At 62.1% G+C, this 18,628-nt stretch carries 17 protein-coding genes and 1 pseudogene; 12 read left to right on the forward strand and 6 right to left on the reverse strand.

The window, feature by feature from the left end:
* Positions 1-4 precede the first annotated feature (4 nt).
* From argB to argH, 5 genes are all read left to right on the forward strand, one after another.
* Positions 5-1,006: an acetylglutamate kinase gene (argB, locus tag HK401_RS19220; RefSeq protein WP_258234343.1), complete on the forward strand. Its 1,002-nt coding sequence runs from the start codon at positions 5-7 to the stop codon at positions 1,004-1,006.
* The gene (locus HK401_RS19225) at positions 999-2,258 is read left to right on the forward strand and encodes an acetylornithine transaminase (protein ID WP_181276271.1); all 1,260 of its coding nucleotides are present in this window, start codon (positions 999-1,001) and stop codon (positions 2,256-2,258) included. The genes argB and HK401_RS19225 overlap by 8 nt, the downstream gene beginning before the upstream one ends.
* 111 nt (positions 2,259-2,369) lie before the next feature.
* Positions 2,370-3,290 (forward strand): ornithine carbamoyltransferase, encoded by a 921-nt coding sequence (gene argF / locus HK401_RS19230; RefSeq protein WP_181276272.1) that lies wholly within the window; start codon positions 2,370-2,372, stop codon positions 3,288-3,290.
* Positions 3,290-3,820: an arginine repressor gene (locus tag HK401_RS19235; protein WP_181276273.1), complete on the forward strand. Its 531-nt coding sequence runs from the start codon at positions 3,290-3,292 to the stop codon at positions 3,818-3,820. Before argF ends, HK401_RS19235 begins: the two co-directional genes overlap by 1 nt.
* 152 nt (positions 3,821-3,972) lie before the next feature.
* Positions 3,973-5,394 carry an argininosuccinate lyase gene (gene argH, locus HK401_RS19240; RefSeq protein WP_181276274.1) on the forward strand — a complete coding sequence of 474 codons (1,422 nt, stop codon included), beginning with the start codon at positions 3,973-3,975 and terminating at the stop codon, positions 5,392-5,394.
* A 163-nt stretch (positions 5,395-5,557) separates the two neighbouring features.
* Here argH and HK401_RS19245 read toward each other — a convergent pair whose 3' ends face one another.
* The gene (locus HK401_RS19245) at positions 5,558-6,511 is read right to left on the reverse strand and encodes a LysR family transcriptional regulator (protein WP_181276275.1); all 954 of its coding nucleotides are present in this window, start codon (positions 6,509-6,511) and stop codon (positions 5,558-5,560) included.
* A gap of 118 nt (positions 6,512-6,629) precedes the next feature.
* Between HK401_RS19245 and HK401_RS20900 the strand changes: the two are divergent.
* From HK401_RS20900 to HK401_RS19255, 3 genes and pseudogenes are all read left to right on the forward strand, one after another.
* Positions 6,630-6,827: pseudogene (locus tag HK401_RS20900) on the forward strand (MBL fold metallo-hydrolase); the annotation flags it as partial.
* Between the two features lie 189 nt (positions 6,828-7,016).
* A complete protein-coding gene (locus HK401_RS20905) occupies positions 7,017-7,649 on the forward strand; it encodes an MBL fold metallo-hydrolase (protein WP_258234350.1) in 633 nt (210 codons plus the stop codon).
* Between the two features lie 7 nt (positions 7,650-7,656).
* Entirely contained in the window at positions 7,657-9,033 is a 1,377-nt protein-coding gene (locus HK401_RS19255; protein WP_181276277.1) for an MFS transporter, read from the forward strand.
* Positions 9,034-9,038: 5 nt separating this feature from the next.
* Here the strand turns inward: HK401_RS19255 and HK401_RS19260 are convergent, their stop codons facing one another.
* A complete protein-coding gene (locus HK401_RS19260; protein WP_219922089.1) occupies positions 9,039-10,268 on the reverse strand; it encodes an RNA polymerase sigma factor in 1,230 nt (409 codons plus the stop codon).
* Positions 10,269-10,270: 2 nt separating this feature from the next.
* Positions 10,271-10,663: a YciI family protein gene (locus tag HK401_RS19265; protein WP_181276279.1), complete on the reverse strand. Its 393-nt coding sequence runs from the start codon at positions 10,661-10,663 to the stop codon at positions 10,271-10,273.
* Between the two features lie 255 nt (positions 10,664-10,918).
* Here HK401_RS19265 and tyrS point away from each other — a divergent pair, with 255 nt between their 5' ends.
* Complete coding sequence (gene tyrS / locus HK401_RS19270) at positions 10,919-12,205, forward strand: tyrosine--tRNA ligase (protein ID WP_181276280.1); 1,287 nt, start codon at positions 10,919-10,921, stop codon at positions 12,203-12,205.
* A 176-nt stretch (positions 12,206-12,381) separates the two neighbouring features.
* The gene (locus HK401_RS19275; RefSeq protein ID WP_181276281.1) at positions 12,382-12,783 is read left to right on the forward strand and encodes a YccF domain-containing protein; all 402 of its coding nucleotides are present in this window, start codon (positions 12,382-12,384) and stop codon (positions 12,781-12,783) included.
* A 142-nt stretch (positions 12,784-12,925) separates the two neighbouring features.
* On the opposite strand, the gene HK401_RS19280 is transcribed toward HK401_RS19275, so the two are convergent.
* Positions 12,926-13,810, reverse strand: a complete 885-nt coding sequence (locus tag HK401_RS19280; protein WP_181276282.1) for a dihydrodipicolinate synthase family protein — start codon at positions 13,808-13,810, stop codon at positions 12,926-12,928.
* 2 nt (positions 13,811-13,812) lie between these two features.
* Positions 13,813-14,979: a mandelate racemase/muconate lactonizing enzyme family protein gene (locus HK401_RS19285; RefSeq protein WP_181276283.1), complete on the reverse strand. Its 1,167-nt coding sequence runs from the start codon at positions 14,977-14,979 to the stop codon at positions 13,813-13,815.
* 80 nt (positions 14,980-15,059) lie between these two features.
* On the opposite strand from HK401_RS19285, the gene HK401_RS19290 reads away from it, so the two are divergent.
* Positions 15,060-15,851 (forward strand): IclR family transcriptional regulator, encoded by a 792-nt coding sequence (locus HK401_RS19290; RefSeq protein ID WP_181276284.1) that lies wholly within the window; start codon positions 15,060-15,062, stop codon positions 15,849-15,851.
* Between the two features lie 36 nt (positions 15,852-15,887).
* Positions 15,888-17,207, forward strand: coding sequence for an MFS transporter (locus HK401_RS19295; RefSeq protein ID WP_181276285.1), 1,320 nt, complete (start codon positions 15,888-15,890; stop codon positions 17,205-17,207).
* A gap of 115 nt (positions 17,208-17,322) precedes the next feature.
* Here HK401_RS19295 and HK401_RS19300 read toward each other — a convergent pair whose 3' ends face one another.
* Positions 17,323-18,165: a formate/nitrite transporter family protein gene (locus tag HK401_RS19300; protein WP_181276286.1), complete on the reverse strand. Its 843-nt coding sequence runs from the start codon at positions 18,163-18,165 to the stop codon at positions 17,323-17,325.
* Positions 18,166-18,628 lie beyond the last annotated feature (463 nt).

The following is an 18,628-nucleotide window of genomic DNA, read 5'->3' on the forward strand; positions in this document are numbered from 1 at the left end:
AGACATGTCCACGAAATCCACGGCCGCCCGGCTCGCCGCCGCCCAGGTCAAGGCCGAAGCCCTGACCGAAGCGCTGCCGTGGATCAAGACCTTCGCCGGCGCCACGATCGTCATCAAATACGGCGGCAACGCGATGATCTCCCCGGAGCTCCAGCAGTCCTTCGCCGATGACATCGCGTTCCTCCGCTTCGCCGGCATCCGCCCCGTCGTCGTCCACGGCGGCGGACCCCAGATCTCCGCAATGCTGGCCCGTTTGGGCATCGAATCCGAGTTCAAGGCCGGGCAGCGCGTGACCACCGAGGCGGCCGCCGAAGTCATCCGCATGGTCCTGTCCGGTCAGGTCAACCGCGACATCGTCTCTCGCATCAACCAGAACGGCAACGCCGCGATCGGACTCTCCGGTGAGGACGCGGACCTTCTCCTGGCGAATAAGACCACCGCCGAGGTGGACGGGCAGACCGTCGACCTCGGCCGGGTAGGCGAGATCGCCCAGGTGAATACGACCGTGCTCACCGAACTCCTCGACGCCGGACGGGTGCCCGTCATCTGCTCGATCGCCTCGGAGATCGGGGGAGAGGCCGGTAAGCCGCTGAACATCAACGCCGACCTGGCCGCCTCGGCGGTGGCGAAAGCCCTGAAGGCGGACAAACTCATCATGCTCACCGATGTGCCCGGCCTCTACGCGAACTGGCCGGACACGTCCTCGCTCATCTCCCGCATCGGACCGGACAAGCTGCGCGAACTGCTGCCGAGCCTCGATTCGGGGATGATCCCGAAGATGACCGCAGCGCTTGAAGCCATCGAGCACGGGGTGCAGCAGGCACACATCATCGACGGTCGGATGGCGCATTCGCTGCTGCTCGAGGTCTTCACCTCCGAGGGCATCGGCACCATGGTCGAAGACGGAATCGTCGAACCCGCGCCATTGGGCGACGGCCACCGAGCCGTCGACCAGGACACAGACGACGACGCACACACCGCGAAGAAGGACACAGCCGATGACTGACACGGACACGACCCCAGCAACCACCGCGGACCAGGCACAGTCGGATCAGGCCCAGACCTGGCGGGACGACTTCTCCCGAGTGCTGTCTCCGGTCTTCGGATCCCCGCAGCTCGACCTCGTCCGCGGTGAGGGCTCCTATGTGTGGGATGCCGCGGGCAAGCAGTACCTCGACCTGCTTGCCGGCATCGCCGTCAACGCACTCGGCCACTGCCACCCGGCTTGGGTCAAGGCCATCACCGAGCAGGCGTCGACGCTCGGGCATATCTCGAACTTCTTCACCTCCCCGGCCCAGATCGGCTTGGCTGAGAAACTCCATGAGGTCCTCGACCTGCCTGCCGGGTCCGCCGTGTTCTTCTCGAACTCCGGCACCGAAGCCAACGAGGCGGCCTTCAAGATGGCCCGCCGCGCAGCCGGTGGGGGACGTCCGTTCATCATCGCCATCGAAGGCGCCTTCCACGGCCGCACCATGGGGGCCCTCGCGCTCACGGCGAAGGACGCCTACCGTGAACCCTTCGCTCCCGGAGTCCCTGGAGTCGTCCACGTGCCCTACGGCGACGTCGAAGCGCTCGAGGCCGCCATCAACGAGAACACTGCGGCGGTGTTCATCGAACCCATCCAAGGTGAGGTCGGCGTGCGCACGCACCCGGCCGGTTACCTCACCGCGGTGCGGGAACTGACGACGAAGGTCGGGGCGCTCATGATCCTCGACGAAGTCCAGTCCGGCATCGGCCGCACCGGCTCCTGGTTCGCCCACCAGGACCCCGAGATCGGTGAAGGCGTCGTCCCCGACATCATCACCTCGGCGAAGGGACTCGGCGGCGGCATGCCGATCGGCGCGACCATCACCGTCGGGGATGCGAACACGAAGCTGCTCGAAGCCGGCCAGCACGGCACCACTTTCGGGGGCAACCCGCTGGCCTGTGCGGCCGGGCTCGCCGTGCTCGAGACCATCGAGTCGGACAATCTCCTCGCTCACGTCAACGAGGTCAACGACTGGCTGACAACTCAGCTGGCTGCGGTTGAGGGCATCGGCAAGATCACCGGCAAGGGACTCCTCCTCGGACTCGAACTCACTGCCGGGCCTGACGGGCACGTCCCGGATTCAAAGGCAGTGGCTGCCCGGGCGCTCGAAGCCGGGTTCATCATCAACCCCGTCGCCCCCGGCCGCCTGCGCCAGGCCCCGCCGCTGATCATCACGACCGAGGAACTCACCCCGTTCGTCGAGGCCCTGCCCGGCCTCATCGCGGGCTGAGCCGCTGACCCAGCGGGCGCAGTGACTCAGCCGTCCCGCGACTCAGCGTCTGTACGGATCGCGGGGCCACCTCGGCGCCGGCACCACTCACTTACCACCGAAGGACACGTTATGACACGCCACTTCCTCAAGGACACGGACCTCACCCCGGCCGAACAGGCGCAGGTCCTCGACCTCGCCGTCGAACTCAAGGCCGCCCCGTACTCGCGGACCCCGCTGGCCGGCCCGCAGACCGCCGCGGTCATCTTCGACAAGACCTCGACGAGGACCCGCGTGTCCTTCGCCGCCGGCATCGCCGCGCTCGGGGGACAGCCGCTCATCATCAACCCCGGTGAGGCGCAGCTCGGGCACAAGGAATCCATCGCCGACACCGCCCGGGTGATGTCGCGGATGGTCTCGACGATCATCTGGCGCACCTACGCCCAGTCAGGCCTCGAAGAGATGGCCGAGCACTCCTCCGTGCCCGTCATCAACTCCCTGTCCGATGACTTCCACCCCTGCCAGATCCTCGCCGACCTGCTCACTATCCGCGAACACCGCGGGGGCGTGGCCGGGCAGACCATGACCTATTACGGGGACGGGGCAAACAACATGGCGAACTCATACGCCCTGGGCGGAGTCACCGCCGGAATGCACGTGCGCATCGCCGCCCCAGCCGACTACCAGCCCGCCGAGGCGATCGTCGCTGAAGCCAACGCCCTCGCCGCACAGACCGGGGGATCGCTCACCGTCACCGACGACCCCGTGGCCGCCGCGCACGGTGCCGACGTGCTCGTCACCGACACCTGGGTATCCATGGGACAGGACGCCGCCGGCCGCGACGACGAAGCCTCACCGTTCACGAGGTTCCAGGTCAACCAGGAACTGATGAGCTTAAGCAACGACGCGATCTTCCTCCACTGCCTGCCCGCCTACCGCGGCAAAGAGGTCACGGCCGAGGTCATCGACGGCCCCGCCTCGGTGGTCTTCGACGAAGCCGAGAACCGCCTCCACGCGCAGAAGGCACTCATGACCTTCCTCTTGGAGCGATGATGGCCGAGACGAATTCCGGGTCGAACAGTGCCCCGCTGACGAAGACGGCCCGACAGCAGAAGATCATCGACCTCATCACCCGCCAGTCCGTAAGGTCCCAGATCGAACTCGCCGAGGCGCTCGCCACCGACGGCATCACCGTCACCCAGGCGACCCTGTCGCGCGACCTCGCCGAGGTGGGGGCCGTGAAGATCCGCTCGACCGCCGGATCCGTGTACGCCGTTCCCGGTGAGGGCGGCGACCGGTCCCTGCAGCAGTCGACGGGGGAGTCCCTCGACGCAAAACTGCCGCGGATCCTTGAGGAACTCCTCGTCTCCGCGGTCGCGCAGGACAATATGGTCGTGCTGCGCACCCCACCAGGGGCCGCACAGTACCTGGCCTCGGCGATCGACCGCTCCTCGATGACCGGGATCTTCGGTACCCTCGCGGGCGATGACACGGTGCTGGTCATCGCCGACTCCTCGGTCGGGGGAGAGACCGTGGCAGCGACCTTCCTCGAGTACGCGGCCGGCGGGCTCGGCGAGGGCTGAGCGCGACTTTCGCGGTGCACGTGGGGTGGGCGCCGCCTCGGCGATGGTCGTACTGACGATTCGGCGGCCAGACCTGGAACAATGTTTAACGAACTTCAACATGATGATGATCGGACCGGCACGGGAGTGTGTCGGTTGAGAAAGGACGAGCTGTGAGCGAACGACTGAGCCTGTGGGGCGGACGATTCTCCGACGGTCCGGCCGATGCCCTGGCCGCGCTGAGCAAGTCCACGGACTTCGACTGGCGCCTGGCGAAGTACGACATCGCCGGCTCGAAGGCCCACGCGAAGGTCCTCCACCATGCGGGTCTGCTCAGCGAGGACGAACTTGCCGGCATGACCGATGCGCTCAATGAGCTGCTGCGCCGCGTCGAGACCGGCGAATACGTTGCCGCGGAATCCGATGAGGACGTGCACTCCTCGCTCGAGCGGGGGCTCATCGAGATCGCCGGACCCGAACTCGGCGGCAAACTGCGGGCCGGACGCTCACGCAACGACCAGATCGCGACGATGGGTCGGATGTACCTGCGCGATCATGCCCGCGAGGTCGCCGGCCTCGTCCTCGACACCGTCGAGGTGCTCATCGCTCAGGCAGAGGCCCACCCCGAGGCACCGATGCCCGGACGCACCCACCTCCAGCACGCACAGCCGGTGCTGCTGGCTCACCATCTGCTCGCCCATGCGTGGCCGCTGCTGCGCGACGTCGACCGTTTCGTCGACTTCGACTCGCGCGCCGGGGTCTCCGCCTATGGTTCGGGTGCCCTGGCAGGGTCGTCGCTCGGGCTCGACCCGCAGGCCGTGGCCGCAGACCTCGGGTTCAACGATTCGGTGGAGAACTCGATCGACGGGACGGCGTCGCGTGACGTCTTCGCCGAGTATCAGTTCATCACGGCGATGATCGGCATCAATCTCTCGCGTCTGTCAGAGGAGGTCATCGCGTGGGCGACGAAAGAGTTCTCGTTCGTCACCCTCCACGACTCGTACTCGACCGGGTCGTCGATCATGCCGCAGAAGAAGAACCCGGATATCGCGGAGCTCACTCGTGGCAAGTCCGGTCGGCTCATCGGTGATCTCACCGGTCTGCTGTCGACGCTCAAGGCGCTGCCGTTGGCGTACAACCGGGATCTGCAGGAGGACAAGGAGCCGGTCTTCGACGCCACCGATACTCTCGAGCTGCTGCTGCCGGCGTTCACCGGGATGGTGGCGACGCTGAAGTTCGATACCGAGCGCATGGCGTACCTGGCTCCGCGCGGATTCGCGCTGGCCACGGACATCGCCGAATGGCTCGTGCGTGAAGGCGTGCCGTTCCGTGTGGCTCACGAGCTCTCGGGCGCATGCGTGCAGCTGGCTGAGTCGCGGGACGTCGAGCTGTGGGATCTCTCCGATGAGGACTTCGTGGGGATCTCCGAGCATCTCACCCCGGCCGTTCGTGAGGTGCTCACGACGCTCGGCTCGATCGATTCGCGCAACGCTAAAGGCGGCACCGCTCGGTCGGCTGTCGAGGCGCAGATCGCCAATGCGAGGGCCGAGGTCGAACGCCTGCGTGAGTTCGCGGGGTCGGCTCGGAGCGTGTGAGCTTCTCGTCCCTGCGGCCGATGGCTCCGGTCGGCTGATCGGAACTGTTTCAGCGGTGCTCTGATCGTTCGGCGATCGGAGCACTGTCCGTCTTTCGTGACTGTGTTGTGCGTTGCTCGCGGCCGACCGCGAGTTTTCGGAAGCTGGTGTTCCGAGCCTAGCGCTACGTCCGCGTCGGTTTTCGGCTCTGTCGTTTCCACCGATGGGGATCGGTATCTGCGGCAGTCCTCCGAAGAATGTCCAATGCTGCAGTGAGCTTCTTCGACAACCGCGCTCCGGCCATCGTCACCCCCACGATCGTGTTGGCGAATTCCGGGTTCGTCACCGGCAGATATCGCACTGGCATGCCCTGAAAGGTCAGGGTGTTCGGGTGAGGAACAGCATTGGCCAGGGAGAAGCCGAGCCCTAGACCCACCATCGACCTGATTGTCTCCGCGTTGGGGATCAACCAGCGTACAGATGGCTCAAAACCGATTCCGCGGATCTGACTGATCAAGAGGTCCGCGGTCGGCGGAGAATCGAGCAGGATGAGCGGGTCGTCGATGAGCTCGGCGATATCGACACCGTCCTGGTCTGCTGCAGGATGATCCGCAGAGACGATGGCATGCAGCTGCACCTCGGCGAGGTCGTGCCTGGTCACTCCCTCGATCTGGATCTGCTTGCGGTACATGACAGCAACATCGACTTCGCCATTGAGAACCATCTGCTGAACGGTCAACGGATGGGCTTCGACAAAGCTGACGTCAACCTGTGGGTGGTGTTTGATGAACTGGGCAGCCGTAGCTGGAAGCATCCGTGGCCCCGCCGTCGGTATGCAACCGATGCGCAAGGGTCCCTGTAAGGCAGCCGACTCGTCGTTAAGAGATTCCACAGCGTCCGAGACATTAGACAGGATCTCTCTGGCGCGAACTCCGAATTCCCTGCCAGCGCTCGTCGGGCGGGCACGCCGAGCCGGACCACGCGCAATCAGCGTGACTTTGAGCTGCTTTTCGAGTTGGGCGAGAGCCGCAGAGACCGTCGCCTGTGACACTCGGCAATCTTTGGCCGCGTCGCTCACCGAACCACGATCGAGAACGGCGAGAAAATACTCGAGCTGTCGGAGTGTGAGGTCAGTCATAGTCAGAGTCTATATTGAAGCCAGTAAAAATTTGCTTTTCTTTTTGATGTCAACGGGAAAGACTGAGGAGGTCAAAGACGCAAGAACGTGAAAGTGCCGGGTAATGAACGATTCGAAGATGAAAGCAGTCACCCTGGGAACCGCAGGTGGCCCGCGATGGTGGAAGGGCGATTCCAAGGATCGAGCGGGTATCTCAACCGCGATCGTCGTTGAGGATCGTTTCTATCTCGTGGACGCCGGCCATGGTGTCGGGCGTCGCATTCGTCAGGCTGGCCTCGAGCTCGGCGATCTCGGCGGAATCTTCATCACTCACCTGCATTCTGATCACACCATCGACCTGCCGTCACTTGTGGTGTTCGGCATGCATGAGCTCCAGCAGAGAGCCGACAATCCGGTCCCCCTCCTCGGCCCCGGCGATCGCCGCGCGTTGCCTCCGGTCTCTCCGCGGGCAGTCGTCCCGCCTCGACCTGTGGCACCTGCGAACCCCACCCCTGGCATCGCCGATATGTTCACAAGTATCGTCGGGGCGTTTGCCACAGACCTCAACGACCGCGTGCTCGATTCGCTGCGTCCGTCACCTGAAGCTCTCTTCGACCCCCGCGACATCGAGATCCCAGAGGGCATCGGATATCACCCGAACACGGCTGCGACTCCGGCTATGGAGCCTTTCGTCATCTTCCAGGATGATCTTGTCACCGTGACTGCGATCCTCGTCGAACATCCGCCCGTGGCACCAGCCTTCGCCTTCAGGTTCGACAGCGAGCACGGCTCGGTGACCATTTCGGGCGATACCTGCGAAACCGACAACCTCGTCAGACTTGCGCAGGGAACGGACCTGCTTCTTCACGAAGCGATCGACTTCGATTGGGTCGACCAGATGTATGCGAACCGTGACGACGATGAGGGCCGCGCCTCGCGCGACCACCATTACAAGTCACATACCTCGGTCAATGGGGCTATTCGCATTGCCTCGGCGGCACAGGCTCGTGCACTGGCCCTGCACCACCTTGTTCCCGGGTCCGCCGATGACACCGTCTGGCACAAGGGGCACTCCGGATTCGATGGAACATTCCTGGTGCCAGAGGACCTCGACACCATCAACATCACTACAGCAGCACAAGCCGCGATGAGGAGCTGAAGCAACGATGAATGACAACAAAGACGTTGTTGGCAAGGACGGTCTCCAAACCTCCCTGAAGACGCCGGAGATGCGACGAATCCTCACTTCGAGCTTCGTCGGTTCGGCTATCGAGTTCTACGATTTCATCCTGTACGCAACGGCGTCCTCGATTGTGTTCGCAAATCTGTTCTTTGCAGGACTCGGGCCGGGACTGTCGCTGTTCGCCTCATTCAGCACTTTGGCGGCCGGCTATCTGGCTAGGCCTCTCGGCGGAGTGATCTTCGGCCACTTCGGCGACAAGGTGGGGCGCAAAAAGGCATTGATCGTTTCCATGGTGATGATGGGAGCCGTCACCGTGATCATCGGCCTCATGCCGCCGACTGCGTCAATTGGGATGATCGCACCCGCGTCCCTGTTCACTCTTCGGATCATCCAAGGCATCGCTGTGGGCGGAGAATGGGGCGGTGCTGCGCTCATGGCACTCGAGCACGCGCCGAAGGCCCGGCGCGGGCTGGCTGCGGCGTTTGCCAATGCCGGTGGTCCGGCGGGAGCGATCCTGGCGACGCTCATTCTGTCACTGACTGCGACGCTCACCGGGGACAACTTTGTGACTTGGGGCTGGCGTCTGCCTTTCCTGCTCTCTGCAATCCTCATCGTCGTTGGACTTATCATTCGTCTCAAAGTCAGTGAAACACCTGCCTTCCAACAGCTCGAAGAAGAGAGCGAAGAGAGGAAGGTCCCGCTGCTCACCGTGTTCAAGAACTACAAGCGCCAGGTGCTGATCGCTCTCTTCGCTACGATGACCATCTATGTCACTCAGGGCCTGACGACGGTCTGGGGAGTGTCAGTCGCAGTCGCAGCAGGTGAGGACAGATCCGATGTCCTCAACTGGAAGGCCGTCGGAGCGTTGACGACCCTGATCGTCACCTTCATCGTCGCCCGTCTCAGCGACAGGATCGGGCGCAAACGTTCTCTCGTCGGTGCCCATGTCGTGGCCGCGGTCCTCGCGGTTCCGATCGTGCTGCTCATCGTCAGTGGAGAGCTCAACCAGTACGCAGCCGCAATCATTCTCGGTAATGGAATCGTCCAGGGCTTGTGCTATGGACCTATCGCGGCCTATGTCTCGGAGCTCTTCCCTCCAGCCGTGCGATACACCGGCGCATCCGTCGGCTATCAGCTCGCTGCAGCGCTTGGAGCGGGACTGTCGCCGATGATCGCGTCCGCTCTTATTTTGGTGCCGGGCGTCGGCTCCTACCTCATCGGAGGGGTCTGGGCACTCTTCGCCGTAGTCGGGGCGATTGCTGTAATGGCGAGCCGTCCCTTTTCAGAGAGTGCCCCGAATCCAGCGGCATCAGTCGTAGAACTCGACATCGAGCCAGTTGCTCAGACTCACGGCAAATAGATTCGTCAGTCTGCGCCGGCCGACAGACGAGTGATCTGAGCGTTGATGTATCTCTGCTCAGGGACGTTCGTGCACAGTCTGCTGGCGGTCCGGTAGGCAGTCAGTGCATCGGCGGGCTCTCCGAGTGCTTCCAACATTGGTGCCCGGACGGCATGCAGTCGGTGACTTCGGCTCATGCGCTTGTCAGCGAGGAGTGGCTCGAGCATCTCCAGGGCCGCACGGGGTCCGTGGACCTCGCTGACGGCGACTGCGTAGTTGAGGGTGACAGCTGGAGACGGCGCAATGCGCGCGAGCATCGAGTAGAGTTCGACGATTTGCGCCCAGTCGGTCTTCTCCCAGGTCGCTGCTTCTGAATGGACCGCCGAGATGGCAGCCTGCAGCTGGTTAACCCCGACCGGTCCGGCTGGGAGTGCGGCCTCCAGAAGGCTGACTCCTTCGGAGATCAGCGTCGAATTCCACCGCTTGCGATCCTGATTGCGCAGCGTCACCAGCTCGCCGGCTGAGGTCCGTCGGCCTGGTCGGCGTGCCTCGCTGAGCAGCATGAGCGCGAGCAATCCCGCTGTCTCGGTCTCATCGGGCAGTGCTGCATGAAGCAGCCGAGCTAGCCTGATGGCCTCGTCCGTGACCTCTTGGTCGAAGAGAGCCTCGCCGTTCGGGCGACAGTGTCCGGCGGTGTACATGAGGTAGAGAGCATGAAACATCGCGGGAAGTCGTTCGGTCTCCGTGTCAGGCCGTGGGAAGTGGCGCCCGTGCTCGTCGATCGTGGACTTTGCTCTGCTGATTTTCTGTCGCGCGGTGGCAGTCGGAATGAAATACAGGGCAGCGATCTGTTCCGTGCTCAAGCCGAGGACGGCCCGCAAAGCCAAGGTCACCTGAGCCTCGGGGCTGAGCGACGGATGACAACACAGAGCGAGAACCTCAAGCGAGGCATCACGGTTCTCCAGGACCGCCTCGGCGATGGACGTCTGATTAGGACGATCACGCGTGAACACCCGCCGCTCGCGTTCGAGTCGCGCACTGTCCTGACGCTTGGCATCGATGAGCCGACGGGACGCGACCCGCAGCAGCCAGCCTCGGGGTTTGTCTGGCACACCTTTCGTCGGCCACTGCTGGGATGCTTCGAACAGTGCCTCTTGAACGGCGTCCTCGCACGCGGCGAAGTCACCGAATCGCCTCATCAGAGCAGAGAGGATGTGCGGTGTCTCGCGGCGCCACACATCCTCGCTTGTCGTCATCGTCATTCTCCGTCGTCACCGAAGACCATGATCGGTCGCAGCTCGACGGTCTCCCCGGGGCCGGCGAATCGGGCGGCGATTTCCTCGGCGCGTTCCTGCGATTCGACGTCGATCTTGAAGAACCCAGCGAGGTGCTCTTTCGACTCCGCGTAGGGGCCGTCGTTCGATGTCGGCACACCGGCCTTCCACCGGTAGAGCGTGGAGGTTGCGGGGTCGCCCAGAGCCTCGCCGCCGATCAGTTCGCCGCGCTCCTGAAGTTCGCCGAGGAGTTTCTCGAAGTCAGCATCCAACTTTTCCCGCTCTTCCTTGGGCAGGGCCTGCACCTCGGCAACGTAGTCGCCGGTGGGGTGGCCCCAAGGCTGCGGATTCGAGTGGATGAGAATGACGTACTTCATTGTTCTGCCTTTCGTCGCGGGCCGCCTCTCGGCCCTTCTAGTGTGACATCGAGGCTGAGTTCGCGATTTCGACAGCTGGGCGATACTTTTTCTGGAATCCGGTTTCAAGGAATGGCTCCAGCGATGTCACCGAGGCAACTATTGATGAGGAGAACGCGGCGGTCTCGGACTAAGGGCACGGCTGCCTCGGCGAACCCGTAGAATTGACTCCGTCGGTGTCGCACCGACGCACCATACAGATTCGAAAGGACCGAAGTGACCGACATCTTCAGCGAACTCAAGGCCCGCGGGCTCGTCGCAGTTTCCACCGACGAGGCCGCACTGCAGAAAGCCCTGGCCGAGGAATCGCTGACCTATTATGTCGGTTTCGATCCGACGGCCCCGAGCCTGCACATGGGCAACCTCGTCCAGCTGCTCACCGCCGCCCGCCTCCAGCAGGCCGGACACAATCCGCTGGCCCTCGTCGGCGGCGCCACCGGTCTCATCGGCGACCCGCGCATGTCGGGGGAGCGGACGCTCAACCCGCGCGAGGTCGTCGAGGAATGGGTGGCGAAGATCCGCGCCCAGGTCGAGAAGTTCCTCGACTTCGACGGCCCCAACGCCGCGCAGATCGTCAACAACCTCGACTGGACCTCGCAGCTGTCGGCCATCGACTTCCTCCGCGACATCGGCAAGCACTTCCCGGTCAACCGGATGCTCGCAAAGGAATCCGTCTCCGCTCGACTCAACAGCGAAGCCGGTATCTCCTTCACAGAGTTCTCGTACCAGATCCTCCAGGGCAACGATTACCTCGAGCTCAACCGTCGCTACGGCTGCACCCTGCAGACCGGCGGTTCCGACCAGTGGGGCAACCTCACCTCGGGCGTCGACCTCATCCGTCGCGTCGAGCAGAAGACCGTCCACGCTTTGGCCACCCCGCTGATCACGAAGGCCGATGGCACGAAGTTCGGCAAGACCGAGTCCGGTACTGTGTGGCTCGATTCGTCGCTGACCAGCCCGTACGCGTTCAGCCAGTTCTGGCTCAACGCCGACGACCGCGATGTGGTGAAGTACCTCAAGGTGTTCTCGCTGCGCCCGCTCGACGAGATCGAGGCGATCGAAGCCGAGTTCAGCGCTGCGCCGCACACCCGTGTCGCACAGAAGGCCCTCGCCGAGGATGTCACCACCCTCGTCCACGGGCGCAAGGCTTACGAGCAGGCGATCGCTGCGGCTTCCGCCCTCTTCGGCGGTGGTGAGCTGGCTGGTCTCGACGCCTCGACCCTGGGGGCGGCGACCGCCGAGCTTCCGCGCGGTGATGTCAGCGCCGCGCAGCTCTCCGACGGTCTGCCCGTCGCCGACGCCTTCGTCACCGCCGGCATCGTCAAGTCGAAGGGCGAGGCTCGCCGCGCCATCAAGGACGGTGGAGCCTACGTCAACAACGTCAAGGTTGCTGATCAGGATCAGACCATCACCCCCGCCGAGGTGCTCCCCACCGAAGCCGGGGGAGTGATCCTCCTGCGTCGGGGCAAGAAGACCCTCGGAGCCGTTGACGTCGTCGGCTGAGCCCTCACTCCGGGTCCTCACTGCAGGACTCACAAGCGAAACCCTTGTTATCCCGAATGACAAGGGTTTCGCTTGTGCCGGGTGAATGGCCGCAGAGATGTATCCGGCTATCTTCATGGCGTCGACGCCCGTGATGGCACAGACTGAATTCAGAGACCCGTCGAAACGAGGAGACAATGCGAACACTGCTCAACATCATCTGGTTCATCTTCAGCGGCCTGTGGCTCGCGCTCGGCTACTACCTCGCCGGCATCATCGCCTGTATCTTCATCGTCACCATCCCCTGGGGCATCGCCTCCTTCCGCATCGGCAACTATGCACTCTGGCCCTTCGGCCGGGAGGTCATCAAGGCCCGGCCCGCAGGAGTCGCCACGACCCTGGGCAACATCATCTGGGTGATCGTCGCCGGCATCTGGCTGGCCATCGGACACGTGGTCACCTCGATCCCGCTCTTCGTCTCCATCATCGGAATTCCCCTGGGATGGGCGAACATCAAACTGATCCCCGTCTCCCTCATGCCGCTGGGCAAGACGATCGTCGACAGCAACCAGCTGATGCCCGGCTACCGCGGGGTCTGACAAACTGTCGGTCGGCACGAAGGTGCTGTGTGGGACAATGGGATCGCAGTTCCTGGTCTGCGAGAATCTGGTCGTCGAATTCGGAGCTAGGGCGTTGATCGACGCACTTGTGATTGATCCGTCTGCCGGCCCAAGGCGATTCTTACAAGCCAAGCGCGGACAATGCCGAATCGAGCCGAACGTGTGTCGAGGCGGAAAGCTTACGTGCAGGGAATCGAACAGTGTCGTGGTCGATGAGACCTCTCCTCACGAGGACCTGCTTGTGAACCGCCCACGCTTCGCCTGGTGTGACTCCGATGTCAAGGAGGGGTTGAATGCGGCGGACCTCTTCGCCCACATCGACGGTGGTATCAGCGCCGAGCAACGCCGATACGATTGGTCTGAACAGGTCAGTGATTTCACAGGCTGGCATGGTCCCGCAGGCACCGTTTCGGAATTCCGAGATGAGCTCTCTTGCGTTGAGCCCACAGAGCACAGGGAAGTCCTGAGCGACTTTGGAGACGACAGCCTTGACCTTATCTGCTGTCGGCGGGGCCTCAACCTTGACCGCGGATATCCCTGAGCGTTCGGACATCTCTGCGATTCGATCGGTTGGAAGCGTCACCGAAGATGGTCCCGGCGCGTCCTGCACCATGATCGGGGTCTCAGTGTTCTGCGCGACGTCGACGAAGAAGTCGACAAGCTGATCCTCGGCGGGCTTTGCGAGATATGGGGGGAGCACCATGAGTGCGTCCGCTCCCCATTCGCGTGCTCGGAGCCCAGCTTCGACGGCGGTTGTCGTGCTTGTCGCGTTGATGCCAGCGATGATAGTGAAGCCATCGCCGACCTCCTTGCGAGCGGTGCGGAGAATGCTCTCGCGCTCTTGGGTCGTCAGTGCGAAGCCCTCGCTGGCCATTCCGAAAACGGCGAACCCATCAGCTCCCGATGTGACTTGGAAGTCGATAAGGCGACGAAGCGAATCCAGATCCACCTCTTCGTTGGGGGAGAAGGGGGTGGCGAGAATTGGCAGCAGACCGTGAAGCTTCATGTTTATGCCTCCTCAGCAAGATGGCGAACAGTGTCAATATCGATGTCGATTCCCAGACCGGGGCCTGTCGGCACTTGAAAGCCGGCGGGTCCGATTGCCATGGGTGTGCGTAAGAGAGACTGCGCGACGCCGACGGTGTCTGGCTGGTACTCAAAGAACAGGCTGTGAGGCAGTGCGGCGCTGACATGGATTCCGGCAGCCAACGCAACTCCGAGTCCAACCGAATGGTGGCACGCTGTCGGAATATGATGGGCGCTTAAAACGGTCGCGATGTCGATGGCTTCTGTGATTCCGGTTCGTGCGACGTCTGGCTGTGCGAGGCCCAGCGAACGTCGCACTGCCCATTCGGAGAACTCGTATCGATTGCGCATGGCTTCGCCGACTGCGATCGGGGTTCTTACTCGGCGCCCCAATTCGGCGTGGCCATCTATATCTTCCGGCGCGAGTGGCGCCTCCAGAAAGAGCGCGCCGCGGGCATCTAGTTCCGCACCTAGCCGAAGGGCATCTGGGAGAGAATAAGCCCAGTGCGCATCGATTGCCAATCCGACCGTTGGAGCGGCCTCGGCTACAGCGTCGAAGGTGGCAAGGTCCGCAACCACGCCTTTACCCAGAGCAAGCTTGATTCGTGTGGCACCGCGCTCGACCCACTGCTCGGCCAGCTGCGCCCGCTCGTGATCGGTGGGAACCGGTAGCCCTGAGATATAGGCAGGGACGGTGTCGCGGTGCCGGCCCCCGAGCAAATCGCTGACTGAACTTCCGAGGGTCTGGCCGGCAATATCCCACAGTGCAGTATCGAGCGCAGCCAGTGCATCCGCTTGATGCCCGACGAGGTGTCCACGTTCACGCATCAGACCACGCAACTTCTCCCATAGCGGTCTCACGGCAGTGGGATCTTGACCGATGAGCTGCGGCGCGAGAAGCCTATCGATGATGGCGGCTGGCACCTCTGGCGCTACAGGGGCTAATGCCTCGCCCCAACCAATGATGCCATCGTTGGTGTGAACCGAGACCAGCGTGGTTTCAAATTTTCCGGAATAGAGGCTACGCCAAGGGGGTCTCACCGTGTACTCCGCCGAGCCGCGTGGATCCCATCCGTCATCGTGGACGCCGAGATAAGCCCGCGGTGAAGGCAGCTTGAGGACGTAGGTCTCGATGTGCTCAATACGCATTATCGATGCTTTCTGTGGAAGTCATACTTCAATACTGCATTGCACTTGCATAATATGCAAACAGGTTCCACAATTGCTATATGAATGCCGAACGATCAACCAACCAGAGCGTCGATAGAGCCCTCTCGGTCCTCACCTTGTTCACCAGCACTAGCCCGTCACTGCGAGTCTCGGACGTCGCCTCAGGCCTCGGCCTCGGAGTGTCGACCGCCTCGCGTTTGCTGGCTACCCTGGAGGAATCGGGGTTCCTACGTAAAGATTCCAAATCTCAGCGTTACGAACTTGGTCAGCAGATCATCTCATTGGGTGGGGTGGCGTTGAACAATGAGCCGATCTATCACAATTCGCGAGCGGTGACTCAGCGGCTAGCGTGGGAACTCGGCTTGGGCGCGAACGTTGCCGTGCGTCAGGGAACCGTTCTTCGCTATTTGCAGAATGTCGAAGGGCCAATGGCCCCGAAGTCATACACCCTCCTCGGTCAGACAAATCCTTTGCACGCGACAGGTATGGGCAAGGCGCTGATGCTTGATCTCTCCGCCAGCGAGCGCGAGGCACTTCTTGGATCTGACGATCTACCTGCCTACACGACCAATACGATCGTCAGCCACTCCGATCTCGAGGTCGAGCTTCAGCGGTCTTCCGAGCGGGGCTACTGTACCGAGATCAATGAACTTGCGCTCGGCAGGGCGTGCATTGCAGCGCCGATTCGGGACTTCACCGGACAAGTCGTGGCAGCCATCTCCCTTTCGGGAGCCTTGTCGGCAATCAACCTCTCTGAGAGGGAGACTGAACTGGCGCGAATCATCATTGAAGCTGCAGACACGATCAGCGTTGCCTCGGGTTATCTCAGTCCACAGCCGCAACATCGCTGAACACCGTAAGCCCCCCCCCTATCACAATGGAGTGAAATGAGAATGCAGAACACCGTTACATCAAATGGATCCGAGCAGACCCCGGCCCGCCGCGTGGTCATGGCAGCCACGGTTGGAAACTTCGTCGAGTGGTTCGATATCGGCGTATACGGCACGATGTCGGCGAGTCTGTCGAAACACCTCTTCGACTCAACAGACCCAGTGTCTGCACTGCTTTCGACCTTCGCGGTCTTTGCCGTCGGCTTCGTCATCCGGCCCGTCGGTGGACTTGTTTTCGGTCCTATGGCGGATCGGATCGGACGCAACCGTGTACTGGTCATCACAGTTGCGCTGACCTCACTGTCAACGGCTGCGATCGGCATCCTCCCGAGCTACGAGACAATCGGTGTGCTCGCGCCTCTTCTGCTCATTGCCATTCGGCTGTTGCAGGGATTTGGTGCGGGTGGTGAGACGTCGAGTGCGGTCGGTCTCCTCTATGAGTATGCGCCGATTGATAAGCGTGGCTTCTATACAAGTCTCAGCGCTGCCACGGGCTTTGTGGCATTCGTTGTTTCTGCGGGTCTCGCGCTGGGTCTGACATTGGGCCTCGGCGATGAAGCAGTCAGTGAATGGGGTTGGCGAATTCCATTCTTAGTTGCGCTTCCGCTCGGCTTGATTGCGCTCTATCTTCGGTCCCAGCTGGATGACAGCCCGGTGTTCCGCAAGATGCAGTCAGATGAGGAACTCTCGGTGTCCCCGCTCCGGGAGACCTTCCAGAGGGCGCGTGTAGCGATGCTGGTGCTGGCAGGACTCGTGGTGCTCAAGGGAGTAGCACATTGGACCCTTCAGACGTTCATGGTCTCCTATATGGAAGACACCCTTGGGTTCACTATGACGGAGTCGTTTCTCGCTTCAACTATCGCAATGGCTGTCGTCATGGTGCTCATTCCGATCGCTGGAATCATTTCCGACAGGATCGGCCGAAAGCCTGTGCTTGGGGCTGGAGCAGTAGGACTCTTTGTGCTCGCTTGGCCTGCGATCACGCTGATGACTATGGAGAGTGCACCGCTCGCGATTGCAGCGATGATGCTGCTCGCATTACCCGTAGCTGCCTACGATGGTGCGATCAATGCCATCATGGCAGAGATGTTTCCGGCTCGAATCCGGACGGGTGCGATGGCGATTCCCTACAATGTTGCGGTCAGTCTTCTCGGAGGGACCGCACCATACATCGCTGCATGGCTGACAGTAGTCACAGGGTACAAACAGGCCCCGAGCTTCTATCTCATGTTGGCTGCGGCCATCACGTTTGTTACACTTTTCCGCTTCGTCAGGGAGACAGCGGGCCCGAGAGCAACATTCTCACCCGAGAACTAGAGTCTGGCAAAGCAGCGCCGCTCTTTGGCTATGCTCGGTTGTTGTTCTGCGTTCCACAACTGGCGTGTTGGCCCCGGCCACAGACCGGCAAGCGGGGCGGCGGAACAGCGGGACTCTAGGCTGCCTCGTCTTGGAGTTCCTCGAGCGAGATCTCTCCCCGCCTCACTGCAGCGAGCACGCGGTGCGTACGAATGACGCGGGGCAACGTGATGATGATGAGGCCGCCGAGCATGTTGAACACAATGACGATGCAGAACCACTGCAGAAATTCGGGGATCGAGATGTCGGCGCCCGAGAGCATGGCGGCGAAGATGACGATCGCGTTGATCGCGCCGTGAAGCATCCCGAGTCCGATGACCAGCAGGCCGGTGATCATGCACACGATGGCCTTGACGACGTCGTTCGTGGTTCCCTGCTGCATCCGGGTCGCCAAGGTGATGGTGGCGCCGGCCAGCATTGCAAGAGCGACCATGACGAGCGGCGAAGACTGATCGGTGTAGCCGATCGCCATATCGGCCAGAGTCGAATGGTAGTCGGGAAGGCCGAGGACGATCAGCCAGGCGAAGGCCAAACCTCCCAGGAGATTGGTGACGAGAGTGGCCAGCCAGAGACGAACCACCTGAGGCCAGCTGGCCTGTCCCGCGATGACAGCGTTGATGGGCAAGAGGAACTCTTCGGTGAAGAGCTCCGAATGTGCGAGCTTGAGCGCGAGAAGTCCGCTGCCGAAGGCCATGCCGGCGAGGATGTCGGAATCCGTGGCCTGCTTGACGAGGATCATGGCGAGAATGCCCAACCCGATGTCAACGCCGCCGAAGAAGCCAGTGATGATGAGCTCCGGCCACTTGCGGTTTAGCCGTTTGGCGCCTTCGGTCACGGTTGTGGCGGCCTCATCGACGAGGGCGTCCTCCATATCGAGGTCGTTGCCGCCGAGCCGTGTGCGTTGCTGTCTCTGAGTCATTGCCCCAGTGTAGGAGCCGTCCGTGACCATTGCGTGCAGGACTCGGTCAGCACGAGTGACCGTTGTCACAGGCAAGTGTCCGGTTTCGAGTTGCACGCACATCCCGAACTGGTCTAGAGTTATATCTCGTTGCCCCGGCGATAACGGTTCGAAACGAAGCGTTCTTCACAGGGTCTGACCAGGACAGATACTAAAATATTTGATCCGGTCTCCCAGCTGGGCGACAAGAAGCTGATACCCCCAGTGAACGCGCACTGTTGTGTGTGGTGATGGGTGTGTGTTTGTGGTTTGAGAATCCAATAGCGTGTTTGTTTGAACAAGTTGTGATGCCAGAACATTTACTTTCTGGTGAGACAATCACACGATCGAGCATCTGTGTTCGTCCTGTGTGGGTGGTTCTTCGCCGAACCTCCCGCGATCATCGGGGTGAACATTCGGGTGTTTGGTTGTTTTTTAGTGGTCA

The organism is Brevibacterium oceani, from assembly GCF_013623835.1.
Classification (GTDB): domain Bacteria; phylum Actinomycetota; class Actinomycetes; order Actinomycetales; family Brevibacteriaceae; genus Brevibacterium; species Brevibacterium oceani.